The sequence below is a fragment of the Pseudomonas putida group bacterium ESBL64 genome (genome assembly GCF_045277175.1).
GTDB classification, from domain to species: domain Bacteria; phylum Pseudomonadota; class Gammaproteobacteria; order Pseudomonadales; family Pseudomonadaceae; genus Aquipseudomonas; species Aquipseudomonas alloputida.
Window position 1 is genome coordinate 5,851,070 of record NZ_CP145799.1, and the last position, 22,212, is coordinate 5,873,281.

Here is a 22,212-nt window from a genome sequence, read left to right on the forward strand (position 1 = left end):
GTACTCATGCACATCGCCAATAAACATTTCATCGTCAGCGGCGCCGCTTCCGGGCTGGGTGCCGCGACTGCACAGATGCTGGTCGAGGCTGGCGCCAAGGTCATGCTGGTCGACCTCAATGCCCAGGCTGTCGAAGCCAAGGCCCGCGAGCTGGGCGACAACGCCCGTTTCGCCGTGGCTGATATCAGTGACGAGCAAGCGGCCCAGTCGGCTGTCGATGCAGCTGTCAGCGCCTTTGGCAGCTTGCATGGGTTGGTCAATTGTGCCGGCATCGTCGGTGCCGAGAAGGTGCTGGGCAAGCAGGGCCCGCATGGCCTGGCCAGCTTCGCCAAGGTCATCAACGTCAACCTGATCGGCAGCTTCAACCTGTTGCGTCTGGCGGCGGCGGCCATGGCCGAAGGGGCTGCCGATGAGAGCGGCGAGCGAGGGGTCATCATCAACACGGCCTCCATTGCCGCCTATGACGGCCAGATTGGCCAAGCCGCCTACGCTGCCTCCAAGGGGGCCATTGCCAGCCTGACCTTGCCGGCTGCGCGCGAACTGGCACGCTTCGGCATCCGCGTGATGACCATCGCGCCGGGCATCTTTGAAACACCTATGATGGCCGGCATGAGCGATGAGGTGCGTGCTTCACTGGCTGCCGGCGTGCCGTTCCCGCCCCGCTTGGGCCGCCCGCAGGAATACGCCGCGCTGGCCCGCCACATCATCGAGAACAGCATGCTCAACGGTGAGGTCATCCGCCTCGACGGTGCGCTGCGCATGGCTGCCAAGTAAGGAGAGCGAACATGACCCTCGCCAATGACCCCATCGTTATCGTCAGCGCCGTGCGCACGCCCATGGGCGGGTTGCAGGGCGACCTCAAGAGCCTGACTGCGCCGCAACTGGGCAGCGCCGCCATTCGTGGTGCCGTGGAACGTGCCGGCATCGATGCCGCCTGTGTCGAGCAGGTACTGTTCGGCTGCGTGCTGCCGGCCGGCCAGGGCCAGGCGCCGGCACGCCAGGCCGCGTTAGGCGCCGGGCTGGACAAGCACACCACCTGCACCACCCTGAACAAGATGTGCGGCTCGGGTATGCAAGCCGCGATCATGGCCCATGACCTGCTGCTGGCCGGCACCGCAGACGTGGTAGTGGCGGGTGGCATGGAAAGCATGACCAACGCGCCGTACCTGCTGGACAAAGCCCGTGGCGGCTACCGCATGGGCCACGGCAAGATCATCGACCACATGTTCATGGACGGCCTCGAAGACGCCTACGACAAAGGCCGCCTGATGGGCACCTTTGCCGAGGACTGTGCCCAGGCCAATTCTTTCAGCCGCGAGGCCCAGGACCAGTTCGCCATCGCCTCGCTGACCCGAGCGCAGGAAGCCATCAGCAGCGGCCGTTTTGCCGCCGAGATCGTGTCGGTGGAAGTCACCGAGGGCAAGGAAAAGCGCGTCATCAAGGATGACGAGCAGCCGCCCAAGGCACGCCTGGACAAGATTGCGCAGCTTAAACCGGCGTTTCGTGAAGGCGGCACCGTGACGGCGGCCAACGCCAGTTCAATTTCCGACGGTGCTGCGGCGCTGGTGCTGATGCGCCGCTCCGAGGCCGACAAACGTGGCCTCAAGCCATTGGCCGTCATCCACGGCCACGCCGCCTTTGCCGACACCCCGGCGCTGTTCCCGACCGCCCCGATCGGCGCGATCGACAAACTGATGAAACGCACCGGCTGGAACCTGGCCGAAGTCGACCTGTTCGAGATCAACGAGGCCTTCGCCGTGGTCACCCTGGCGGCCATGAAACACCTCGACCTGCCACACGACAAGGTCAATATCCACGGCGGCGCCTGCGCCCTCGGTCACCCGATCGGCGCTTCTGGCGCACGTATTCTGGTCACCCTGTTGTCGGCCTTGCGCCAGAACAATCTGCGTCGGGGTGTGGCGGCCATCTGCATCGGCGGTGGCGAGGCCACGGCCATGGCTGTTGAATGCCTGTACTGAGGTGAACCATGCTGGTAAATGACGAGCAACAACAGATCGCCGACGCGGTACGTGCTTTCGCCCAGGAACGCCTGAAGCCGTTTGCCGAGCAATGGGACAAGGACCATCGCTTTCCGAAAGAGGCCATCGACGAAATGGCCGAACTGGGCCTGTTCGGCATGCTGGTGCCGGAGCAGTGGGGCGGCAGCGACACGGGTTATGTGGCCTATGCCATGGCGCTGGAGGAAATCGCTGCGGGTGATGGCGCCTGCTCGACCATCATGAGCGTGCACAACTCGGTGGGTTGCGTGCCGATCCTGCGCTTCGGCAACGAGCAGCAGAAACAGCAATTCCTCACCCCGCTGGCGACAGGTGCGATGCTCGGTGCTTTCGCCCTGACCGAGCCGCAGGCTGGCTCTGATGCCAGCAGCCTGAAGACCCGTGCACGCCTGGAGGGCGACCATTACGTGCTCAATGGCAGCAAGCAGTTCATTACCTCGGGGCAGAACGCCGGCGTCGTGATCGTGTTTGCAGTCACCGACCCGGAGGCTGGCAAGCGTGGCATCAGCGCCTTCATCGTGCCGACCGATTCGCCGGGCTACCAGGTAGCGCGGGTCGAGGACAAACTCGGCCAGCACGCCTCCGACACCTGCCAGATCGTTTTCGACAATGTGCACGTGCCAGTGGCCAACCGGCTGGGTGCGGAGGGTGAAGGCTACAAGATCGCCCTGGCCAATCTTGAAGGCGGCCGTATCGGCATCGCCTCGCAAGCGGTGGGTATGGCCCGCGCGGCGTTCGAAGTGGCGCGCGACTATGCCAACGAGCGCCAAAGCTTTGGCAAACCGCTGATCGAGCACCAGGCCGTGGCGTTTCGCCTGGCTGACATGGCAACGAAAATTTCCGTTGCCCGGCAGATGGTATTGCACGCCGCTGCCCTTCGTGATGCGGGGCGTCCGGCACTGGTGGAAGCGTCGATGGCCAAGCTGTTCGCCTCGGAAATGGCCGAAAAGGTCTGTTCGGATGCCTTGCAGACCCTGGGTGGTTATGGCTATCTGAGTGACTTCCCGCTGGAGCGGATCTACCGCGACGTTCGGGTTTGCCAGATCTACGAAGGCACCAGCGACATTCAGCGCATGGTCATTGCGCGCAATCTTTGAAGGAGCAGACTGCATGGCATTCGAAACCATCCTGTTGGACATCCACGGCAAGGTCGGCCTGATCACCCTCAACCGGCCGCAGGCGCTCAATGCGCTGAACGCGCAGATTGTCGGTGAGATCAACCAGGCCTTGGACCAGCTTGAGCGCGACCCGAACATCGGCTGCGTGGTGCTGACAGGCTCGGCCAAAGCCTTTGCCGCTGGCGCCGACATCAAGGAAATGGCTGAGCTGCAATACCCGCAGATCTACGTCGACGACCTGTTCAGCGACGCCGACCGCATTGCCAATCGCCGTAAGCCGATCATTGCTGCCGTGTCTGGATTTGCCCTGGGCGGCGGCTGTGAGTTGGCGATGATGTGCGACTTTATCCTCGCGGCGGACAATGCCAAATTTGGTCAACCGGAAATCAACCTGGGCGTGCTGCCGGGCATGGGCGGTACCCAGCGCCTGACGCGTGCGGTGGGCAAGGCGAAGGCCATGGAGCTTTGCCTGACCGGCCGCCTGATGGGGGCGGAAGAAGCCGAGCGTGCAGGCCTGGTGGCGCGGATCGTGCCGCAGGCAGAGCTGGTGGAAGAGGCGCTTAAGGTGGCGGCGACCATTGCCAGCAAGTCGATTCCGGTGAGCATGATGGTCAAGGAGAGCGTCAACCGAGCATTTGAAGTCACCCTCAGCGAGGGGGTTCGCTTTGAGCGTCGGGTCTTCCATGCGGCGTTCTCCACCGAAGACCAGAAAGAAGGCATGGCCGCATTCATCGCCAAGCGTGAGGCACAGTTCAAGGACCGTTGATCAGACTCGGTTCGTTGCCGTTGCCGTTGCCGTTGCCGTTGCCGTTGCCGTGGCTGTGGCTGTGGCTTCTAAGTGCGCGATAGTTCAGGCGACGCAGATTGCGACTTCAGGAGGCCGAGCGTAGGGCTTGCGAAGGGAGGTGACGGGCATGGATGCCCGTCAAGCGCTGAGGCCCCATGGATGGGGCCTGCAGCGCGTACTCCCGGGAGCAAGACCGTAGCGAGGGAACCCCGGAGCGTAGCGCAGGGGCCGGATGATAGGAGCCAGCGTTTTTTGGTTACTTTTTGTCGCGTTTGACAAAAAGTGACCCGCCGTAAGGGCGGAAAGGTGACTGTGCGCCACCTGCGTGAATGAATACCTACTCGATGTGAATGCCCACATCCAAGAAGCAAGAAGCAAGAAGCAAGAAGCAAGAAGCAAGAAGCAAATTCGTCTGTTTTGACTCAGCGAACAGTCCATTCGCGATGGCGACGTTGACTCACCTTTTCGCCCTTACGGCGAGTCACTTTTTGTCAAACGCGACAAAAAGTAACCAAAAAACGCTGCGCTCCCATCATCCGGCCCCTGCGCTGCGCTCCGGGGTCCCCTCACTCCGGCCTTGCTCCCGGCAGGACCGCGCCGAAGGCCCCATCCTGGGGCCTCAGCGCTTGACGGGCATCCATGCCCGTCACCTGCCTCCGCAAGGCCTGCGTTCGGCCTCCTGAAGTCGCGAAGATCAAAATCAAGATCAAGATCAAGATCAAGATCAAGATCAAGATCAAGATCAAGATCAAGATCAACGGCAACAGCAACAGCAACAGCAACAGCAACAGCAACAGCAACAGCAACAGCAACAGCAGGCGGATGGGCACTGCCAGAATCTCAGTTTACTGCTGGCCCAGCAGCTGAGCTGGGGTGCCGACCGGCGGATTGTGAGCAGTGGAAGCAAATTCGCACCCATTTGCAGTTGCTCCACGCGGCGTGGCGCCTTAGACTGCCGCCCCCTGTAAAAGAGTGCCGGTTGGCGCTTGAAGAATTCCGCTGGCGATGCATAGGCATCGACGGCACATGAATCGCCCAAATGCACATTTTTTCATAGAGAAATCGATGACCAAGGAACAGTTGCTGGCCATGTCGGCCGATGACTACATGAACGCCGACCAGCTTGCCTTCTTTACTGAGCTGCTGCAGGCGATGAAAGTCGAAACCCATGAACGCATCGAACTCAGCCGCACCACCATCGAAGGCCTGGACACCCCGTCAGACCCCGCCGACGTGGCTTCGGTCGAAGAAGAACGTAGCTGGCTGGTAAATGCCATCGACCGCGACCAGCGCCTGCTGCCACAGCTGGAAATGGCCCTGGACCGTATTGCCGACGAAAGCTTCGGCTGGTGCGATGACAGTGGTGAGCCTATCGGCCTGAAGCGCTTGCTGATCAGCCCGACCACCAAGTACTGCATCGAAGCCCAGGAGCGCCACGAGCAGCTCGACCGCCACCAGCGTCAGGTATAAACCCGCGCGTGGTGCAAGCCCCTCGAAGCAATTCCTGGGGCTTTTTGCGTTTCTCGTCGATCCGTTTTTGTTACGCCTTACGAAACACTGATGTACCGGGATGCACTGTTTCCGCGTCACTGTCAGGCGTATCATGGCTTTATCGTTAGGGTGCTAATTAAATTCCGGAGGGAATGATGAATAGCCGAGTCGATGTGGCTGTGATGATAGGGTCGGGTGTGCCGGCCACCTTGCAGGCGCTGGGCAAGCGCATTTGCTGGGTCGTGCTGGTCAATGGCGAGCGCCGCGGCACCGCCTTCGCCACGCGCGAAGAAGCGCTTGAGTGTCAGGCTGCCTGGCAACTGCAACTGAAGAAAGGGCTGGCTGCCTGAAAATGTTTATTGCCTCTCGACGGGTTTCGGTGTTTTCGGGCATATTTGTCCTACAGTAATGCGCACATGGATGCCAGGGCTTGTCTTCTTGCAGGCTCACGCCATTGGTTGCGTTTTCTGGCGAGTGATTTCAGGCATCACGCTTCCCAAGCCGGGAATGAGCCAAACGCCTTCGGTTGAGGGCGATTCTGGCAAACCAGAGTAAAGATTCCTGCGCGCTGCATCGTCAGCGAGCACAGACATTTCGCATATCGCTTTATTACTCTTTTTGCCTATCGATAAGAAATGGCCGTGCCTCCCCGAGCTTGGGTGAGGGCGGGTTGTAACCGGTTGAGGATTACTTCATTGGCAGTCAGCACACTTGATACACATGCGTTGTTCGCTCTGGGCGACTTGCGCGGTAAATTGGCCCAACTGTTTCAGGGCCGCTTCATCTATGTCACCGAACAGAGTCCCGAAGGCCTGTACATGGCCGAAATCGACACCGAGAGTGCACTGGTGGTCGATGACAAGCAGCGCCTTGAACTGAAAGTCGGCGACCACTTTCGTGCTGCCGTATTGCCCAGCCGCGAAGGTGGCAAGCTGGAAATGCGCTTTCGCGACATCAAGTTGAATGTGTATGGCGTGGGTGATTACGCCTTCGTTTCTGTGCCGGAAGGCGAGGGCATCGTATTTCGTGAAGGCCATGGCGTGATGCTGGTATTCGCCGCGCAGCAGCAAGTGCAGGAAGGCCTGGGCAAGTTGCTTAAAGCAGTGACTGGCAAGGTCGCCAAATGGCGCAAGGGTGAACTGACCACCTTCAAGGCCAGTGAATGACCGACAGTGACGACGCACCAGCCTCGCGGGCCGAGTTTCATCGGCAGCACCAGGCAGATGCCGTGGCTGAGGCAGAACGTTTGCTGGCCGGACGTGAAAAGCTGCAAGGCGCCTGGTTGACTTGGGTGGCGGCTGAGCTCTATCGCCTCAGCCCGCCGCCATATGCCGCCATGGTCCGGCGCGAGTTGCAGCGCCTCAGCCAAGGTTGAGACGGCAAACCTTCAATTGCCACGGTCGCGGCCGCTGCTGACCTCTTCAGGCACCGGCTCTTTGGACATGCGTTTGCGAAACAGCGCCGCCCGCGCCAGCAACAGCGTGGTAATCGGCACGGTGATCGACAGCAGGATCGGAATCAGCCACGCGTGTAGCACAGGGGTGCCCTTGAGCCACGAAAAGTAGATGATCGAGGCCAGTGCAACGCACCAGGCACCAAGGGTCGAGGCCAGCGCTGGCGGGTGCATGCGCTGGAAGTAGTCTTTCAGGCGTACCAGGCCTATAGCACCGACCAGGGCGAACAGGCTGCCGGTAAGTAGTAGCGCGGCGGTGACCAGCTCCAGCCAGAATGGCAGTACCAGGGCTTCAGTCATTCGATCACCTCACCGCGCAGCAGAAACTTGGCCAAGGCAAACGAGCCGACGAAACCAAACAGTGCAATCAGCAGGGCCCCTTCGAAGTAGGTGTCACTGGCATAACGGATACCCAGCACCAACATGGTGAGCATGGCCAGGATGTACAGGTAGTCCAGGGCCAGCACGCGGTCTTGGGCGGACGGGCCACGGAACAGCCGGATCAGCGCCAGGCCCATGGCCAGGGCGAAGATGAACAGGCTGGCGAGGACGGCATTGGCGAGCAGGCCTGTCATTGGAAAATCTCCATAAGCGGGCGTTCGTAAGTGTCCTTGAAGTGCTGTATGAAGGCCGCTTCATCGTCCAGCTCAAACACATGCAGCAACAGCACACTGCGGTCCAGTGCCAGTTCGGACCAGACTGTGCCAGGCACCACCGTGGTGATCATCGACAGCGCTGCCAGGCCGTGGGGGTCACGCAATGCCAGTGGTATGTGAACGAACGCAGAGCGTGGCGGCTGCTTGCCGGCCCGCAGCACACCACGGGCTACCAGCAGGTTGGAGGCGATCACATCGATGCCGACCCGGACGATCAGGCGGGCGATGACCAGGGGGCGCCGTACGTGTGCATGCTGCGGACGCAGGGGCGCCATCAACAGTGGCGCCAGTATGCCAAGTGCGGCGCCCAGCAGCAGGTTGCCAGGGCTGACCGAGAGGTTCAGCAGCAGCCACAGGCCGAACAGCGAGACCGATAGCAGTGGGGCGGGGAACAGTCGGTTCATGGCTGCACCTGTACGTCGCGCGAGGTGGGGCCAGGAATCGGCCGGGCGGCCATCACGGCGTCGATATAGGCATCGGGGGCCTGCAGGCTGGCGGCAGTGTCCTGGGTGTAGCGCAGCAACGGCTCGGCCTTGAAGCTGAGGATGAGGCACAGGCCGAGCAAGATGACAATGGGCAGGCATTCATAGCGCCGCAGGACCGGGGACGGACGCTCTTCGGGCTTCCAGAAACGCTGGATGCCGACGCGGCCGAAGGCGATCAGCGAGGCCATGCCGGACAGGATCAGCAACGCCACCAGGCCCCAGCCGGCGGCACTCAGGGGCTGCTCGACCGGTACGCCGAGGCCCAGTGGATTGAACAGCGCACTGATCAGGTTGAGCTTGCCGACAAAGCCCGACAGCGGCGGCATGCCGATGATCAGTAGCGCACAGGCGATGAAGCTGAGGCCGAGGAAGGCCATGGTCCACGGGATGATCTGGCCGATTACCACCTGCTGTTCATCGTCGAGGTTGATGCCCTTGGGCGGGTGCAGCGATTCCAGTGGCGGCGGCATGGCGTCTTCTTCGTCGTCCAGCGGCGCTTCATTGGCCGAGCGCGAGCGTTCGACCAGTTCGGCGAGCAGGAACAGTGCGCACAGCGCAAGGGTCGAGTTGACCAGATAGAACAGCGCCGCGCCGGTCAGAGCCGCCTGGGCAAAACCCACCGCACCCAGCAGCGTGCCGGCCGAGACCAGGATACTGAGTGCCGCCATACGCTCCAGGCGCTGTGCCGCCAGGATTGATACCGCTGCCACCGCCAGGGTAACCAGGCCGCCGTAAACCAGCCATTCGCCGCCGAAATGCGCCGAGGCCCCGGCCTGCCCGGAGAACAGTAATGTCCAAAGGCGCAGCACGGCGTACAGGCCGACTTTGGTCATGATGGCGAACAGTGCAGCCACCGGCGCGCTGGCAGACGCGTAAGCTGGCACCAGCCAGAAGTTCAGCGGCCAGATACCGGCCTTGACCAGGAAGGCCATGGCCAGGATTGCCGCGCCGGCATGCAGCAGGCCACGGTCGGCCTCAGGTACCAGTGGAATCTTCAGCGCCAGGTCCGCCATGTTCAGGGTACCGGTCACGCCATACAGCATCGCTGCGCCGATCAGGAACAGCGACGAGGCGAACAGGTTGATAGCGATGTAGTGCAGGCCGGCGCGCACCCGCGCACGCCCCGAACCATGCAGCAGCAGGCCATAGGAGGCGGCCAGCAGCACTTCGAAGAAGACGAACAGGTTGAACAGGTCGGCGGTGAGGAAGGCGCCGTACAGCCCCATCAGCTGGATCTGGAACAGCGCATGGAAGCTGGCCCCTGCACCGTCCCAGCGGGCACGGGCAAATAGCAGCGCGCTGAAACCGATGACCCCGGTCAGGGTCAACAAGAGCGCGGACAGGTGGTCCACCACCAGCACGATGCCGAATGGCGCCGGCCAGTTGCCCGGCAGGTACACGCCGATCGACGCTGCCTGGCCCTGGGTGCGCACCCACAGCAGCAGACAGACCGCGATCACCAGGCCGGAGAAGGTGGACAGCAGGTTCAGCCTGGCTTTGATGTGCCTGTGCTTTTCACCCAGCAGCAACATCATCGCCGCCGTGATCAGCGGCAGCAGGATGGGGGCGACAATCAGTTGACTGATATCACTCATTCGTCACGCTCCCGGCCATCCACGTGGTCGGTACCGGTCAGCCCTCGCGAGGCCAGCAGCACTACCAGGAACAGCGCGGTCATGGCGAAACTGATGACGATGGCGGTGAGCACCAGTGCCTGTGGCAGCGGGTCGGTGTAATGCAACAGGTCCTGGGTAACGCCATCCTTGATGATTGGCTCCTTGCCGATGAACAGGCTGCCCATGCTGAAGATGAACAGGTTGACCCCGTAAGAAAGCAGGCACAGGCCCATGATCACCTGGTAGGTACGCGGGCGCAGGATCAGCCACACTCCGGAGGCAGCCAGTACGCCGATGGCGACTGCAATCACTTCTTCCATCAGGCGGCTCCTGCTTGGCTGGTTTTTGCCGGGTTGCCCGGGCGGTAGGCGCGCACCGACTGGTGCGCCAGGGCTGTGAGGATCAGCAGGGTCGAGCCGACCACGACGGTGAATACACCAATATCGAAGAACAGCGCGCTGGCCACGTGCACATCACCCAGCAATGGCAGGTGCAAGTGGGCGGTATGGGTGGTGAGGAACGGGTAACCCAGCAGCATGGCGCCGACCCCGGTCAGGGTCGCGCACAGCAGCCCGGTACCCATCCAGCGCAGCGGCCGTAGGCTCATCTGCGCTTCGACCCACTGGGTGCCGGCCACCATGTACTGGAGGATGAACGCCACCGACATGACCAAGCCAGCGACAAAGCCGCCACCGGGCTGGTTGTGCCCGCGCATGAACAGGTACATCGACACCAGCAAGGCGATCGGCAGCAGCAGGCGCACCAGCGCTGCCGGCACCATCATGAAGCCCAGCGCGGTATCGGTGGCATGCCGCGGGTTGATCAGGTCGGTGACTACGTCCGGCGCCAATTGGCGTTGTTGCGCCGGCAGCTGCATGCTCTCTTTTGGAGGACGGAAGCGCCGTAGCAGGGCGAACACCGTCAGTGCCACAGCCACCAACACGGTGATTTCACCGAGGGTATCGAAGCCGCGGAAGTCGACCAGCATGACATTGACCACATTGGTGCCGCCGCCCTGAGGCAACGCACGGCTCAGATAGAACGAGGAAATGTCGTTGGGCGTGGGTCGGGTCAGCATGGCGTACGACAGCACGGCCATGCCGCCACCCACCAGCACGGCCAGCAGCAAGTCGCGCAGGCGGCGCATGCGCGCGCGCTCCAGGCTACCCGGCAGCGGTGACACGCCTTCGATACGCCGTGGCAGCCAGCGCAGGCCGAGCAGGATCAGCACGGTGGTGACCACTTCCACCACCAACTGGGTCAGTGCCAGGTCGGGCGCAGAGAACCAGACGAAGGTGATGCAGGTCATCAGGCCGCAGACGCTGACCATGATCAGTGCCGCCAGGCGGTGGTACTTGGCCTGATAGGCGGCGCCGATGGCGCAGGCAATGGCGATCAGCCACAGGGCGACGAATACCCCGGAACCCGGAATCTTCGGGCGATCACCCCAGCTCAGGCCGCTATGGAGCATCGGCGTGAGGCCCGCGAGGAACGCGGCGAATACCAGCATGAACAGCTGCGACTGCAGCCGCCGGGTGGTGAACAGGCGTTCGATGCGACGCGCCAGCAACATCAGGTGAACCTGGCCGTGCTCGAACAACCGCTTGCCATTGAAGCGCTCGATCACGGGCGGGTAGGGGAAGCGACCCAGGCGCAGTTGTTTGCGCAGCAACAGGTACAGAACGATGCCGCCGCTCATGGCGACCAGGCTCATGATCATCGGCGCGTTCCAGCCATGCCAGATGGCCAGGCTGTATTCTGGCAGGGTGCCGCCAACCACCGGCAGGGCCGCAGCGGCCAACAGGGGGCCGACCGACTGGGTGGGGAAGATGCCCACGACCAGGCACGTGAGCACCAGCAGCTCAACCGGAGCACGCATCCAGCGTGGCGGCTCGTGCGGGGTATGGGGCAGGTCCTGGGCCGTCGGCCCGAAGAACACATCGACGGTAAAACGCAGGGCGTACGCCACGCTGAAGGTGCCGGCCAGGGTGGCGATCACCGGCAGCGTGGCCTCGACCCAGGCGGTGGAACTGATGAATACCGTTTCGGCAAAGAACATTTCCTTCGACAGGAAGCCGTTCATCAGCGGCACGCCGGCCATCGAGGCGCTGGCGACCATGGCCAGTGTCGCGGTGTAGGGCACCAGGCGGATCAGGCCGCTGAGGCGGCGAATGTCGCGGGTGCCGCTCTCGTGGTCGATGATGCCGGCGGCCATGAACAGCGAGGCCTTGAAGGTGGCATGGTTGAGAATGTGGAATACCGCGGCGACGGCAGCCAGCGGGCTGTTAAGGCCCAGCAGCAGGGTAATCAGGCCCAGGTGGCTGATGGTCGAATAGGCCAGCAGGCCCTTGAGGTCATTTTGGAACATGGCGGCGAAAGCGCCAAGCAGCAGGGTGAGGGCGCCGGCACCGCCGACGATCCAGAACCACTCCTCGCTACCGGAGAGTACCGGCCACAGGCGTGCCAGCAGGAACACCCCGGCCTTGACCATGGTGGCCGAGTGCAAATAGGCCGACACCGGTGTGGGCGCTGCCATGGCGTGGGGCAGCCAGAACTGGAAGGGAAACTGTGCGCTCTTGGTCAGGGCGCCGATGAGTATCAGGGGCAGCAGCACCGGGTAAAGCGCATGCTGGCGGATGGTATGCCCGGCAGCCAGGACCTTGTCCAGGTCATAGCTGCCGACCACATGGCCGAGCAGCAGGGCCCCTACCAACAGGCACAAGCCGCCTGCACCGGTTACCATCAGCGCCATGTAGGCGCCGCGACGGGCGTCGGCGCGGTGGTGCCAGTAGCCGATCAGCAGGAAGGAGAACAGGCTGGTCAGTTCCCAGAAGAACACCAGTTGGATCAGGTTGCCGGAGATGACCAGGCCGAGCATGGCGCCCATGAAGGCCAGGAAGAACGCGAAGAAGCGTGGGACCGGGTCTTGCGGTGACATGTAGTAGCGCGCATACAGCGATACCAGCGTGCCAATGCCCAGTACCAGCAACGAGAACAGCCAGGCAAAGCCGTCCATGCGCAACACCAGGTTCAGCCCCAGGCTGGGTAGCCACAGGAACTCTTCGCGAATGACGCCACCATGGGCAATCTGAGGGTACAGAAGTGCTACCTGGACGGTGCCGACCAGGGCTACGAGCCCGGCAAGAATGGACTCGGCGTTACGTGCGTTGTGCGGCAGCACAGCTGCCAGGCAACTGCCCACGAACGGCAGAAGCAATAGCACTATCAAGGACATAGCGGCCTATTCTGGAGAAGTTTGCAAAGAATCATACGTGCCGAGGTGTTTATCACCAACACGCAAGCTGTCGCAGAATCCTACAAACCGGCTGTGACAAGCGGTTTTTTTATAACAGTTTTTTACAAAGAATAGCCGCTGTTGACTGTTTTACAGCCCCGCCTGGCCTTCGCCAGGGTTCTGCACATCACGTGTTTCGACGGTTTCGCGAGGGCGCCGCACCTTGAGTTCACTGACCACCACGGCAATCACGATCAGCAGGCCGCCGAGTAACGCCACGCCAGGCAGGCGCTCGCCAGCCAGACGCCCGACGATGCCGGCCCACACCGGTTCACCGGCATAGATGAGTGTGGCGCGGGTAGGCGAGACCGACTTCTGTGCCCAGTTCATCGCCACTTGGATCACCGCACTCATTGCGCCCAGGCCCACTGCGCTGGCAAGCAACAGCCAGGAGAAGTCGGGGAGGCGCTCCTGGGTCGGCACGATCATGAGAAACGCCAGCAGCGATGCGGTCGCAAGTTGCACCACCGTAACCCGGCGCACATCGACCTGACCGGCGTAGCGGCTGATCAGAATGATTTCACCGGCGATGGCCACGGCGCTGATCAGGGTGACCAGTTCGCCCTCGCTGAAACGCAGGCTGCCGCCTTCCGGCCCGGCCAGCAGCATCAGGCCGATGAATGCCAGGCAGATACCCATGCTGGGCATCAGGCCAGGCCGCCGCCCCAGCACCAGCCACTGCAGCAGCGGCACGAACGGGACGTACAGCGCAGTGATGAACGCTGACTGGCTGCTGCTGATGGTTTGCAGGCCCATGGTCTGCAGGCCATAGCCGAGCATGATCGACACGCCGATCAGCATGCCGGCCTTCAGTTCGGTGAAGGTCAGGCCGGGCAGCGCTCGCGCCGAGACCACACCAACGAACAGCGCGGCTGCCGCAAAACGCAGGCCGACGAAGAACATCGGGCCGCTGACGGTCATTACGTTATGCACCAACAGGAAAGTGCCGCCCCACAACATGGTGATGAATACCAGCACCAGTTCGGCCTTGCTCAGGCGGAAGGTGACGGCAGGGGTAGGCTTGCTGCTGGGCTGATTCATGGTCTTGCACACTCGGAAAGGGCGGCGCACAATCGCCGCAAAAGTGGGCAGTATACTGCGCAATCTTGACCAGTGAGCAATATAGTGCACAAGGATTCTTCGCACCGGGCATCGGTGCTGCAACATGTCAGCCTCAATGTGCGCAGTCTGCGCAACGCCGCCGGCTTGAGTCAGGCGGCGCTGGCCGAGCGTTCAGGGGTCAGCCGGCGCATGCTGGTCGCGATCGAGGCGGGCGAGAAGAATGTCAGCCTGACCACATTGGACCTGATTGCCGAAGCCTTGGGCGTGGCTTTCAGTAACCTGATCCAGGCGCCAGACCTGCGCGACCCCGGGCGCATTGAAGAGCTGGCGTGGGCTGGCGAACACCCGCAGAGCCGAGCGGTGTTGCTGGGCACCAGCCCGGCAAGGCGCGAGGTGGAACTTTGGGAATGGACCCTGGCACCGGGGGAGTGCTATCACAGTGAGGCCGATGCCGAAGGCTGGAGCGAGCAGATTTATGTGATCGATGGGCAGCTGACGCTGATCATCGAAGAGGTCGAGCATCGCTTGCAGGTGGGGCAGTTCCATGTGTTCCCCAGTAACTGCCGGTATGCCTACCGTAACGATGGCGTGGTGGCTGTTCGGTTTGTGCGCAATGTGGCGATTTGAGCCTGCAGGCTTTGGGGCTGCTGTGCAGCCCCAAAGGTCTCAAGCCGATCAGCTTTTCAGCAGCTCGTCGGTCTTCACCACATTGGCATAGGCAAACGCCAACGCCGCCATCGCCGAATCATGCACATGAGCCGCCGGCACCTGCTTGCCGTCGAACGCCAGTGGCAGGGTCGCGCAGGCATCGTGCGCCACAGTCACTTGATAGCCTAGATCGGCTGCAGCCCGGGTGGCGGCGTCAATGCACATGTGGCTCATGCTGCCGACGATGGTCAGCGCCTCGACGCCATGCCGGTCCAGCGTGTGCTCAAGATCGGTACCGAGGAAGGCGTTGACCTTGTGCTTGAGCACCACCGGCTCGCTCGGCAATGGCTCGACCTTGGCGTGGATGGCCGCACCCTGCGAGCCGGGGGCAAAGAAGGGCGCATCGGCAGTGTCGAACTCATGCCGCACATGAACCACCAGGTCGCCGCGCTGGCGTGCGGCTGCCAGCAGGCGGGCGGCGTTGTCGGCCGCCTGGTCGGCACCATCGAGGGGCCACTTGCCGCCCGGGAAGTAGTCGTTCTGGATGTCGATGATGATCAGTGCCTGCTTGCTCATGCTGCCTCCTGGGGCAGTAGTCGTCGAGAGACGTTAGTTATAGGCTGTGTTCACTCACCTGAGGATTGGCGCGAACGACACTATGCGGGCAAAAACTGACACCGGCGCTAACCTGGATATCGGCTTGCTGCTATACCCCGGCGTGCAGCGCGCCGCTGTGCATGGCCTGGCCGACCTGTTCCTGGTGGCCAACCGGGTTGCGGCCGAACTGGGGGCCGTCGAGCTGCCGCACATTCGCGTCAGTTGCTGGCAGGCAGATGAGACGGGGCAGTTGTTGCCTGCGTCGGATAACTCAGCTGTCACCGTACCAGGCCTGCGGGTCCTGATCATTCCGCCAAGCCTGGAGTCAGCTCCGCAAGCCGAGTTGCTCGAACGTCATCGCGCGCCGCTGTGCCTGCTGCACGGGCGTGGTACGGTGCTGGCGTCGGTATGCATCGGTGTATTTTTCATTGCCGCCAGCGGTTTGCTCGACGGGCGCCCGGCCTGCACGCACTGGAATTATGTGCATGCGCTTGCCCAGCGCTTCCCCAGGGTGCGGGTAGAGGCTCAGCAGCCGTTGCTGGATGACGGCGATATCGTGACCTCGGCAGGGTTGATGGCCTGGACGGACCTCGGCTTGCGCCTGCTGGAGCGCTTTTTGGGGACGACGGTGGCTCAGGAGACCGCCCGCTATCTGGCCGTCGATCCGGTCGCGGCGCCGCTGCCCGGCGCTGTGTTCAACCCGCGCCTGGATCACGGCGACGAGGCCGTGTTGAAGGTGCAGCACTGGTTGCAGGGCAATGGCGGGCAGGATGCTGACCTGGCCACGATGGCGGCCTGCGCGGGGCTGGAGGCGCGCACTTTCTTGCGGCGCTTTCGTGCCGCTACCGGGCTGCGCCCGACCGAGTATTGCCAGCAGGTGAGGGTGGGGCGTGCATGCCGCTTGCTGGAGTTTACCCGGCGCAACGTCGAACAGATCGCGTGGGGTGTCGGCTATCAGGATCCGGGCGCGTTTCGCAAGGTATTCCAGCGTGTCACTGGCCTTACCCCGAGTGAATATCGGCGGCGGTTTGCGGTATCCGGCGAGGCTCTATAGAAACCACTTGACCTTGACTTTGCTTGAGGTTTTACCCTGCTCGGCATCGCGCTGCATGCGTACGTAGCCAGGAGACTGTCGATGTTGGCATCACCTCATGCCTTGTGGTTTACCCAGATGATCGAATACGAAGTGCCCAGTATGTGCCAGCAAGCGTTGGCTCAGGCCCTGGTGGCCCGTAGTGAAGCGTTGGCTGCGCGTTGCGAAGGGCTGCAGGGTGTGAGCATCCAGGCCAGCGACGATGGCAGCCGGGTGTTGCAGTACTTGCAATGGCAGTCACGCCAGGCCTGGGCGGCGGCGGCCGTGCACTTCATCGAGGAATCCTTTCTTGACCTGCTGGGCCAGCATCAGGCACGCGGCGTCAACTTCGCCGCCTACCAGGCCCTGCGCAGCCTGGTGCGCGGCGACGATGGCGTCCTGCATTGCCAGGTGGGCGGTCCTCAGGCATACCAAGGTGCGTAGTGCGGGTAGCGATCCAGGCGGGCACCTATGACCATCTCGCTGATCCATGCCGCCAGGAGCGAGCTGTACGCTTTCTGGCTCTCTTCGCTGGACAGTGCGTGGTCGGCGCCGTCGACGATGCGATGGGTGAGCGAGTGGGCGTTGACGAACGCCGAGCGGTAGTTCATCAAGGTACTGTGCGGCACGTAGTCATCCTGCTCTGACTCCACCAGCAGCACATCCCCGCCGAATTCGGCACACGCGGCCAGCGCGCGGTTGTCGGCCGGGCCCAGGTGGCGTTGGCGATAGGCATTCAGGCGTTGACGGTCAAGGGTTTGCTTCGGGGTGCCCCATTCGTCATCCCAGTACATGGCAGGTACCCGCAGGGCCAGCCATCTGACTGGCCGTTCGCGGGTCAGCAGAGTCGCCAGGTAACCGCCATAGCTGCTGCCGATAATGGCGATGGCGCTGCTGTCGACAGCCGGGTGGCTGACCAGTCGATCGTAAGCCACCAGCAAGTCCTGCAGGTTTTGTTCACGGGTGACCGTGAGGCGTTGGCTTTCGGTCTTTTCGTGACCGCGCAGGTCGAAGGTCATGCACACGCATCCCAATCCGGTGATATGCCGGGCGCGGGCCAGGTCACGTTGCTGGCTGCCGCCCCAGCCGTGTACGAAGAGAATCCCCGGCATTTTGGTGCCCGGACTGACCAAGGTGCCGGCGATGCGGTCATTCTCGACCTGCAGTTCAACGGTTTCACTCTGAATGGCCATGTTCGCGAATCCGCGCAAATTTACTGAGTTGTCCGAGTTCACTGTCGTTTCCTTGGTAAAAGAGGGTGGCGTCAGTGGGCAGGTCGGGGTTGCCGAATACTTCGTGGGTGGAGGCACGTACCCGTTGCAATGCAGGGTCATCGGCAAACGCCTGCAGGGCCAACAGTTCGGCACTGCTGGCACCACCCAAGCGCCAGGATTGTTCGAGCACCCCGCTGCACAGGTGGCCCGAAGGGCTGATGCCGCGGGCGATGTCGTAGTTGCGACGTGAGGCGACAAAGCCCGGGAAGTGCTGCTCGGCGGCTTGTTCGTAAACCATGGCCTGGTTGATGGCAAGGCGCAGGTGGTCTTCCAGTGGGAGCTGTAGCAACGCCTGATAGTCGCCACGTACCACCACCAGGTCAGAACCGCCGTAGACCTCGGTACCCTGATGGTCACGTGTCAGTTGCTGGGTACCGTAGTAGCTGCAGGTCAAGCCGGCGACGCGCACCTGACCGACACTGAAGGTTTGCACCTCGCTGAGGTCTTCTTCGAGCACCAGGCCCCACAGCGCCAACGTTTGGTCATCCATGCCGGCCAGCAGAGGCTCAAGGGCGTCTGCCGTGGTGATGACCTGTTGACCGCGTCCTGCGCAAGCCAGTACCGGTTTGACCCTCAGCGGGCCGTCGAGCAGCAGCAACTGTGCGGCAGTGCGAGCGTCGGTTTTGCTGAACACGGTGTAGCCGCGCAGCAGGGCATCGCTGGCCTGTCGGGCAAAGTCGTCGGTCCAGCCCGGTGGGAAGCTGGCCTCGGCGGGTAACGGGTGAGAGATCGCCTTGGTTGCCATGTAGGGGTGCGGCACCATGCCGCCAAACAGGTCCTGTTCGCTGCAAATACCCAAGGCGGCATATCGCCTGGGGTCGATCAGGGTCTCGGTTGGCAGATAATAGTAGGCATCGGCGGCGTCTGGCTGCTGCGTGGGCTGTATAGGTGAGCAGCCCAGCAAACGTGCCAGGCCTTCGACAAGCTTTAGATGAACGCCGTGCTCGTGTTCGGGCGTGTGGTCGCGGGTGTCAAGCAACACCACGCCGGCTTTCGGTTCGATGGCACTGGGCATGGTCATTTGCCTGTGTGCAATGAGTGTACTGTGTGTGAAGCCGGTGTCTTGGGGAAGTTCAGGGGAACTTGATCGGTGGTCCTGGTCCTGTTGTAGGAAGTGTCCTATTGGCACAGGGCGTGGTGGGCAATGCATGCCGTATCTTGGTCGTCGCGATTGCAGCGCCCGGGTGGCTGTTCCATTATCGGCCTATTGGATCAACCGTTATGAAGTCGCAGGAGAGCGCATGAACGTCCAGACCACCCTTGAGCAAAGCGTGCCGCAGCGACTGGTGCACGTGCGCCAAGCCATGGCGGCAGGGGGCATCGATGCCTTGCTGGTACCCTCGGCCGACCCCCATCTTTCCGAATACCTGCCCGGTTACTGGCAGGGGCGCCAGTGGCTTTCGGGGTTCCAGGGCTCGGTCGGTACGTTGGTGGTGACGCCTGGGTTTGCCGGGCTGTGGGTCGATAGCCGCTACTGGGAGCAGGCAGCTCAGGAGCTGGAGGGCAGCGGCATCGAACTGATGAAACTGTTGCCGGGCAAACCCGGAGCGTTGGAATGGTTGGGCGAAAACGTCGAGCCCAACGGTCGCGTGGCAGTGGATGGTGCGGTCATGGCCCTGGCTTCGGCGCGCCAGCTGGCCGAGCGGCTGAAGGCGCGTGGAGCGCAGCTGGTGACTGACATGGACCTGCTGGGTCAAGTCTGGGACGGGCGCCCGGCGCTGCCAGGCAACCCGGTGTACCAGCACCTGCCGCCACACGCCACGGTGAGCCGGGCGGAAAAGCTCGCGCAATTGCGCCAGGGCATCCTGGCCAAGGGGGCCGACTGGCACTTCATCGCAACCCTGGATGACATTGCCTGGCTGTTCAACCTGCGCGGCAGCGATGTTTCTTACAATCCGGTTTTCCTGGCCTTTGCCCTGATCAATCAGCAGCAGGCCATCCTGTTCGTGGGCCAGGACAAGGTGGGCGCGCACCTGCGTCATGTGCTGGAGGTCGACGGCATCGAGGTGCGCGACTACAGCGAAGCAGGCAAGGCGCTTGGCACCGTTCCTGCGGGGGCGCGGCTGCTGGTGGACCCGGCCCGGGTGACCTGCGGCCTGCTGGACAACCTGGCGGCAGAGGTGGTTCTTGTCGAGGGGCTAAACCCCACCACGCTGAGCAAGTCCTGCAAGGGTGACGACGACCTGGTGCATATTCGCCAGGTCATGGAGCAGGACGGCGCAGCCTTGTGCGAGTTTTTCGCCTGGTTCGAGGCGAACCTCGGCCGGGAGGTCATTACGGAGCTGACGGTTGACGAGCAATTGAGTGCCGCGCGTGCTCGACGCCCTGATTTCGTGTCACTGAGCTTTTCTACCATTGCCGCCTTCAATGGCAATGGCGCGATGCCACACTACCGTGCCACCGAGCAGTCGCATGCGCTCATCGAGGGTAATGGCTTGCTACTGATCGACTCGGGCGGTCAATACCTGGGCGGCACTACCGACATCACCCGCATGGTGCCGGTCGGTAACCCCAGTCTGGCACAGAAGCAGGACTGCACCCGTGTACTCAAGGGCATGATTGCCCTGTCGCGTGCCACGTTCCCGCGAGGGGTACTGTCGCCCTTGCTCGACGCCATTGCCCGGGCGCCGATCTGGGCTGACCAGGTCGACTATGGCCATGGTACCGGCCACGGGGTGGGCTACTTCATGAACGTTCACGAGGGGCCTCAAGTAATCGCCTACCAGGCGGCACCTGCACCGCAGACGGCCATGCAAGCGGGCATGATCAGTTCGATCGAGCCGGGTACGTACCGCCCGGGGCAGTGGGGCGTTCGCATCGAGAACCTGGTGGTCAACCGCGAAGCGGGGAGGAGTGCCTTTGGTGACTTCCTGCAATTCGAGACCTTGACGCTGTGCCCTATCGACACCCGCTGTCTGTTGCCCGGGTTGCTGACCAAGGAAGAGGTGGAGTGGCTGAACGGCTACCACGCCAGCGTACGTGAGCGCCTGGCGCCTTTGCTCCAAGGGGATGCACTAGCCTGGTTGGAGCTGCGTACTGCACCGCTGTAACACAAATGAAAAAGGGCAGTTTGCGAGCTGCCCTTTTCTCTATTTACAGATGACGATCATGCTACGGCTGGTGTAACCCGCCGGGTTGATGCCGAACAAATAGTCACCGGCTTCTTCATCGCTATCGCCCGAGCGCGCAACAACTCGGTAGCCGCGCGTGCTGCAGGCGCTTGCGGCCTTGCTGTAGCAATTGTCCCACGAGGAAGAAAGACCGGAGCAATTGATATGCAGGCCCTTCTTGCCCCTTTTGACCTCGGTCTTGGCTGTGGCGGCACATCCAGCAATAGCCAAGATGGCCAGGATGAGAAAAATTCGTTTCATTCCTGTCCTTAAATGCAGGGCAAATCAGTCGTCACGACCCTGTCGTTGTCGCTTCGGTTCTTCCTGAACCTTCCCCCAGCGTCCGTGTTCGGCCCAGTAGATAGCGTAAAGATGATGATTCTGTGACAGCTTAATCAGCGAGACGGGCTGCTACAATCACTAATCCTTTCTCAAATGAAAATATTTCTCATATCAGTCTGCTGCGATGGCCGGGCTGGTTGCCTTGCGCATGGACAGGGTGGTGCCGACCGAGGCGGTAATGATTGCCAGAATCGCCAGCCATTGAGTGAGTGTCAGCATCTCGCCGAGGAAAAGCAGGCCGGACAATGCGCCAAATGCCGGTTCGATGCTCATCAGGGTGCCGAACGTGCGCGCCGGGATTCGCGTGAGGGCAACCATTTCCAGGCTGTATGGCAGGGCGGTGGACAGTATTGCAACGGCCAACGCCATGGGGATCACGGCAGGTGTGAGCAGAGCGCTACCGGCGTGGGCGATACCGATGGGGGCGACGAACAGGGCCGCGACTACCACCCCCAGGGCCGCGCTCTGGATGCCGTGCTCGGCTCCTGCACGTTGCCCGAACAGGATGTACAGCGCCCAGCACACGCCCGCCCCCAGCGCATAGGCGGCGCCCACTGGGTCGAGTGCCTGGCCACTGTGACCTGCTGGCAGCAACAGCAGCAGCCCAGCGATGGCGAGCGCAATCCACAGGAAATCGATCGGTCGGCGCGAGGAGAAGATTGCCACGGCCAACGGGCCGGTGAATTCCAGGGCCACAGCGATACCGATGGGTACCGTTTGCAGGGCCATATAGAAGAGGAAGTTCATGCCGCCCAGTGCCATCCCGTAGATGACCACGTTGCGCAACGTGTTGGCGGTCATGCGTACCCGCCACGGGCGCAGTATAAGCAGCATGATGATGCTGGCGAAGATCAGGCGCAGGGTGGTGGTGCCTTGTGCGCCGATGATGGGGAACATGCTTTTGGCCAGAGAGGCGCCGGACTGAATCGATGCCATGGCGATAAGCAGTAGGCCGATCGGGAAGAGGGTGGCGGCCAGGCTGCGGGGCTGGGTGTTCATTTAAGTGCGGCAATCCTTTGGCGAGGGAGGTGTTGAGCAATATAGTGCGCAATTGGTGGGGTGGGTGGTAGCCCTTAAGCGGTTTTGCCAGAAATATTTCAAATCATTGAAATTAAAGGTTGACCTTCTCGATGGCCTCCCTATAATGCGCACCACTCCAACGCGGCAGCGAAGCAAAGCTAGCCACTG

The 22,212-nt window shown here is 62.2% G+C and carries 25 protein-coding genes; 12 read left to right on the forward strand and 13 right to left on the reverse strand.

Annotated elements, in window-relative coordinates; translation table 11 throughout:
* Positions 1 to 6 precede the first annotated feature (6 nt).
* Genes V6093_RS26490 through V6093_RS26505 form a run of 4 tightly spaced genes read left to right on the forward strand, consistent with a single transcriptional unit; the run spans position 7 to position 3,902 of the window.
* Positions 7 to 774, forward strand: a complete 768-nt coding sequence (locus tag V6093_RS26490) for an SDR family NAD(P)-dependent oxidoreductase (protein WP_003250091.1) — start codon at positions 7 to 9, stop codon at positions 772 to 774.
* Positions 775 to 785: 11 nt separating this feature from the next.
* Positions 786 to 1,979: an acetyl-CoA C-acyltransferase gene (locus tag V6093_RS26495; protein WP_143999831.1), complete on the forward strand. Its 1,194-nt coding sequence runs from the start codon at positions 786 to 788 to the stop codon at positions 1,977 to 1,979.
* 8 nt (positions 1,980 to 1,987) lie between these two features.
* A complete protein-coding gene (locus V6093_RS26500) occupies positions 1,988 to 3,115 on the forward strand; it encodes an acyl-CoA dehydrogenase (protein WP_014859317.1) in 1,128 nt (375 codons plus the stop codon).
* 13 nt (positions 3,116 to 3,128) lie between these two features.
* The gene (locus V6093_RS26505) at positions 3,129 to 3,902 is read left to right on the forward strand and encodes an enoyl-CoA hydratase (RefSeq protein ID WP_003250095.1); all 774 of its coding nucleotides are present in this window, start codon (positions 3,129 to 3,131) and stop codon (positions 3,900 to 3,902) included.
* A gap of 587 nt (positions 3,903 to 4,489) precedes the next feature.
* On the opposite strand, the gene V6093_RS26510 is transcribed toward V6093_RS26505, so the two are convergent.
* Positions 4,490 to 4,753 (reverse strand): hypothetical protein, encoded by a 264-nt coding sequence (locus V6093_RS26510; protein WP_406669663.1) that lies wholly within the window; start codon positions 4,751 to 4,753, stop codon positions 4,490 to 4,492.
* 235 nt (positions 4,754 to 4,988) lie between these two features.
* Between V6093_RS26510 and V6093_RS26515 the strand changes: the two genes are divergently transcribed.
* The 4 genes from V6093_RS26515 (at position 4,989) to V6093_RS26530 (ending at position 6,789) form a co-directional block, all read left to right on the forward strand.
* The gene (locus V6093_RS26515) at positions 4,989 to 5,393 is read left to right on the forward strand and encodes a TraR/DksA family transcriptional regulator (RefSeq protein ID WP_003250099.1); all 405 of its coding nucleotides are present in this window, start codon (positions 4,989 to 4,991) and stop codon (positions 5,391 to 5,393) included.
* Between the two features lie 176 nt (positions 5,394 to 5,569).
* Positions 5,570 to 5,764, forward strand: coding sequence for a hypothetical protein (locus V6093_RS26520; RefSeq protein WP_003250100.1), 195 nt, complete (start codon positions 5,570 to 5,572; stop codon positions 5,762 to 5,764).
* Positions 5,765 to 6,109: 345 nt separating this feature from the next.
* Positions 6,110 to 6,580: a hypothetical protein gene (locus tag V6093_RS26525; RefSeq protein WP_014591718.1), complete on the forward strand. Its 471-nt coding sequence runs from the start codon at positions 6,110 to 6,112 to the stop codon at positions 6,578 to 6,580.
* The gene (locus tag V6093_RS26530) at positions 6,577 to 6,789 is read left to right on the forward strand and encodes a hypothetical protein (protein WP_003250102.1); all 213 of its coding nucleotides are present in this window, start codon (positions 6,577 to 6,579) and stop codon (positions 6,787 to 6,789) included. The genes V6093_RS26525 and V6093_RS26530 overlap by 4 nt, the downstream gene beginning before the upstream one ends.
* A gap of 12 nt (positions 6,790 to 6,801) precedes the next feature.
* Here the strand turns inward: V6093_RS26530 and V6093_RS26535 are convergent, their stop codons facing one another.
* From V6093_RS26535 to V6093_RS26565, 7 genes are all read right to left on the reverse strand, one after another.
* Entirely contained in the window at positions 6,802 to 7,167 is a 366-nt protein-coding gene (locus V6093_RS26535) for a Na+/H+ antiporter subunit G (RefSeq protein WP_003250107.1), read from the reverse strand.
* A complete protein-coding gene (locus tag V6093_RS26540; protein ID WP_003250109.1) occupies positions 7,164 to 7,442 on the reverse strand; it encodes a K+/H+ antiporter subunit F in 279 nt (92 codons plus the stop codon). The genes V6093_RS26535 and V6093_RS26540 overlap by 4 nt, the downstream gene beginning before the upstream one ends.
* Complete coding sequence (locus tag V6093_RS26545; RefSeq protein ID WP_003250117.1) at positions 7,439 to 7,927, reverse strand: Na+/H+ antiporter subunit E; 489 nt, start codon at positions 7,925 to 7,927, stop codon at positions 7,439 to 7,441. The genes V6093_RS26540 and V6093_RS26545 overlap by 4 nt, the downstream gene beginning before the upstream one ends.
* Entirely contained in the window at positions 7,924 to 9,603 is a 1,680-nt protein-coding gene (locus tag V6093_RS26550) for a monovalent cation/H+ antiporter subunit D (protein ID WP_004577151.1), read from the reverse strand. The genes V6093_RS26545 and V6093_RS26550 overlap by 4 nt, the downstream gene beginning before the upstream one ends.
* Positions 9,600 to 9,944 (reverse strand): Na+/H+ antiporter subunit C, encoded by a 345-nt coding sequence (locus V6093_RS26555; RefSeq protein WP_003250128.1) that lies wholly within the window; start codon positions 9,942 to 9,944, stop codon positions 9,600 to 9,602. Before V6093_RS26555 ends, V6093_RS26550 begins: the two co-directional genes overlap by 4 nt.
* Positions 9,944 to 12,859 (reverse strand): monovalent cation/H+ antiporter subunit A, encoded by a 2,916-nt coding sequence (locus tag V6093_RS26560; RefSeq protein WP_003250131.1) that lies wholly within the window; start codon positions 12,857 to 12,859, stop codon positions 9,944 to 9,946. The genes V6093_RS26555 and V6093_RS26560 overlap by 1 nt, the downstream gene beginning before the upstream one ends.
* Positions 12,860 to 13,009: 150 nt before the next feature.
* Positions 13,010 to 13,960, reverse strand: coding sequence for a DMT family transporter (locus V6093_RS26565; protein ID WP_047603519.1), 951 nt, complete (start codon positions 13,958 to 13,960; stop codon positions 13,010 to 13,012).
* Between the two features lie 84 nt (positions 13,961 to 14,044).
* On the opposite strand from V6093_RS26565, the gene V6093_RS26570 reads away from it, so the two are divergent.
* Complete coding sequence (locus V6093_RS26570; RefSeq protein ID WP_047603520.1) at positions 14,045 to 14,608, forward strand: helix-turn-helix domain-containing protein; 564 nt, start codon at positions 14,045 to 14,047, stop codon at positions 14,606 to 14,608.
* A 48-nt stretch (positions 14,609 to 14,656) separates the two neighbouring features.
* On the opposite strand, the gene V6093_RS26575 is transcribed toward V6093_RS26570, so the two are convergent.
* The gene (locus tag V6093_RS26575; protein WP_003250137.1) at positions 14,657 to 15,205 is read right to left on the reverse strand and encodes a cysteine hydrolase family protein; all 549 of its coding nucleotides are present in this window, start codon (positions 15,203 to 15,205) and stop codon (positions 14,657 to 14,659) included.
* Positions 15,206 to 15,287: 82 nt separating this feature from the next.
* Here V6093_RS26575 and V6093_RS26580 point away from each other — a divergent pair, with 82 nt between their 5' ends.
* Together V6093_RS26580 and V6093_RS26585 are read left to right on the forward strand one after the other, a co-directional pair.
* On the forward strand, positions 15,288 to 16,280 hold the full coding sequence (locus V6093_RS26580) for a GlxA family transcriptional regulator (RefSeq protein ID WP_004577150.1): 993 nt from the start codon (positions 15,288 to 15,290) through the stop codon (positions 16,278 to 16,280).
* Between the two features lie 81 nt (positions 16,281 to 16,361).
* Complete coding sequence (locus V6093_RS26585) at positions 16,362 to 16,742, forward strand: antibiotic biosynthesis monooxygenase (RefSeq protein ID WP_014753863.1); 381 nt, start codon at positions 16,362 to 16,364, stop codon at positions 16,740 to 16,742.
* Here V6093_RS26585 and V6093_RS26590 read toward each other — a convergent pair.
* Both V6093_RS26590 and V6093_RS26595 read right to left on the reverse strand, forming a co-directional pair.
* Positions 16,721 to 17,491, reverse strand: a complete 771-nt coding sequence (locus V6093_RS26590) for a S9 family peptidase (protein WP_012053095.1) — start codon at positions 17,489 to 17,491, stop codon at positions 16,721 to 16,723. The two genes, V6093_RS26585 and V6093_RS26590, sit on opposite strands and share 22 nt — an antisense overlap.
* Complete coding sequence (locus tag V6093_RS26595; RefSeq protein ID WP_004577149.1) at positions 17,475 to 18,593, reverse strand: DUF3182 family protein; 1,119 nt, start codon at positions 18,591 to 18,593, stop codon at positions 17,475 to 17,477. The genes V6093_RS26590 and V6093_RS26595 overlap by 17 nt, the downstream gene beginning before the upstream one ends.
* Positions 18,594 to 18,813: 220 nt before the next feature.
* Between V6093_RS26595 and V6093_RS26600 the strand changes: the two genes are divergently transcribed.
* Entirely contained in the window at positions 18,814 to 20,622 is a 1,809-nt protein-coding gene (locus V6093_RS26600; RefSeq protein ID WP_070096893.1) for an aminopeptidase P family protein, read from the forward strand.
* A gap of 39 nt (positions 20,623 to 20,661) precedes the next feature.
* Here V6093_RS26600 and V6093_RS26605 read toward each other — a convergent pair whose 3' ends face one another.
* Together V6093_RS26605 and rhtA are read right to left on the reverse strand one after the other, a co-directional pair.
* Complete coding sequence (locus V6093_RS26605) at positions 20,662 to 20,943, reverse strand: hypothetical protein (protein ID WP_003250154.1); 282 nt, start codon at positions 20,941 to 20,943, stop codon at positions 20,662 to 20,664.
* Between the two features lie 192 nt (positions 20,944 to 21,135).
* Positions 21,136 to 22,023, reverse strand: a complete 888-nt coding sequence (rhtA, locus tag V6093_RS26610; protein WP_003250156.1) for a threonine/homoserine exporter RhtA — start codon at positions 22,021 to 22,023, stop codon at positions 21,136 to 21,138.
* Positions 22,024 to 22,212: the final 189 nt, after the last annotated feature.

Bases quoted from the DNA above. Each gene is read 5' to 3' on its own strand.
- V6093_RS26530 (WP_003250102.1), top strand. From the start codon at position 6,577: ATGACCGACAGTGACGACGCACCAGCCTCGCGGGCCGAGTTTCATCGG.
- V6093_RS26575 (WP_003250137.1), bottom strand. From the start codon at position 15,205: ATGAGCAAGCAGGCACTGATCATCATCGACATCCAGAACGACTACTTC.
- V6093_RS26495 (WP_143999831.1), top strand. From the start codon at position 786: ATGACCCTCGCCAATGACCCCATCGTTATCGTCAGCGCCGTGCGCACG.
- V6093_RS26595 (WP_004577149.1), bottom strand. From the start codon at position 18,593: ATGACCATGCCCAGTGCCATCGAACCGAAAGCCGGCGTGGTGTTGCTT.
- V6093_RS26555 (WP_003250128.1), bottom strand. From the start codon at position 9,944: ATGGAAGAAGTGATTGCAGTCGCCATCGGCGTACTGGCTGCCTCCGGA.
- V6093_RS26605 (WP_003250154.1), bottom strand. From the start codon at position 20,943: ATGAAACGAATTTTTCTCATCCTGGCCATCTTGGCTATTGCTGGATGT.
- V6093_RS26545 (WP_003250117.1), bottom strand. From the start codon at position 7,927: ATGAACCGACTGTTCCCCGCCCCACTGCTATCGGTCTCGCTGTTCGGC.
- V6093_RS26590 (WP_012053095.1), bottom strand. From the start codon at position 17,491: ATGGCCATTCAGAGTGAAACCGTTGAACTGCAGGTCGAGAATGACCGC.
- V6093_RS26500 (WP_014859317.1), top strand. From the start codon at position 1,988: ATGCTGGTAAATGACGAGCAACAACAGATCGCCGACGCGGTACGTGCT.
- V6093_RS26585 (WP_014753863.1), top strand. From the start codon at position 16,362: ATGTTGGCATCACCTCATGCCTTGTGGTTTACCCAGATGATCGAATAC.
- V6093_RS26535 (WP_003250107.1), bottom strand. From the start codon at position 7,167: ATGACTGAAGCCCTGGTACTGCCATTCTGGCTGGAGCTGGTCACCGCC.
- V6093_RS26520 (WP_003250100.1), top strand. From the start codon at position 5,570: ATGAATAGCCGAGTCGATGTGGCTGTGATGATAGGGTCGGGTGTGCCG.
- V6093_RS26580 (WP_004577150.1), top strand. From the start codon at position 15,288: ATGCGGGCAAAAACTGACACCGGCGCTAACCTGGATATCGGCTTGCTG.
- V6093_RS26550 (WP_004577151.1), bottom strand. From the start codon at position 9,603: ATGAGTGATATCAGTCAACTGATTGTCGCCCCCATCCTGCTGCCGCTG.
- V6093_RS26515 (WP_003250099.1), top strand. From the start codon at position 4,989: ATGACCAAGGAACAGTTGCTGGCCATGTCGGCCGATGACTACATGAAC.
- rhtA (WP_003250156.1), bottom strand. From the start codon at position 22,023: ATGAACACCCAGCCCCGCAGCCTGGCCGCCACCCTCTTCCCGATCGGC.
- V6093_RS26540 (WP_003250109.1), bottom strand. From the start codon at position 7,442: ATGACAGGCCTGCTCGCCAATGCCGTCCTCGCCAGCCTGTTCATCTTC.
- V6093_RS26505 (WP_003250095.1), top strand. From the start codon at position 3,129: ATGGCATTCGAAACCATCCTGTTGGACATCCACGGCAAGGTCGGCCTG.
- V6093_RS26560 (WP_003250131.1), bottom strand. From the start codon at position 12,859: ATGTCCTTGATAGTGCTATTGCTTCTGCCGTTCGTGGGCAGTTGCCTG.
- V6093_RS26600 (WP_070096893.1), top strand. From the start codon at position 18,814: ATGAACGTCCAGACCACCCTTGAGCAAAGCGTGCCGCAGCGACTGGTG.
- V6093_RS26490 (WP_003250091.1), top strand. From the start codon at position 7: ATGCACATCGCCAATAAACATTTCATCGTCAGCGGCGCCGCTTCCGGG.
- V6093_RS26565 (WP_047603519.1), bottom strand. From the start codon at position 13,960: ATGAATCAGCCCAGCAGCAAGCCTACCCCTGCCGTCACCTTCCGCCTG.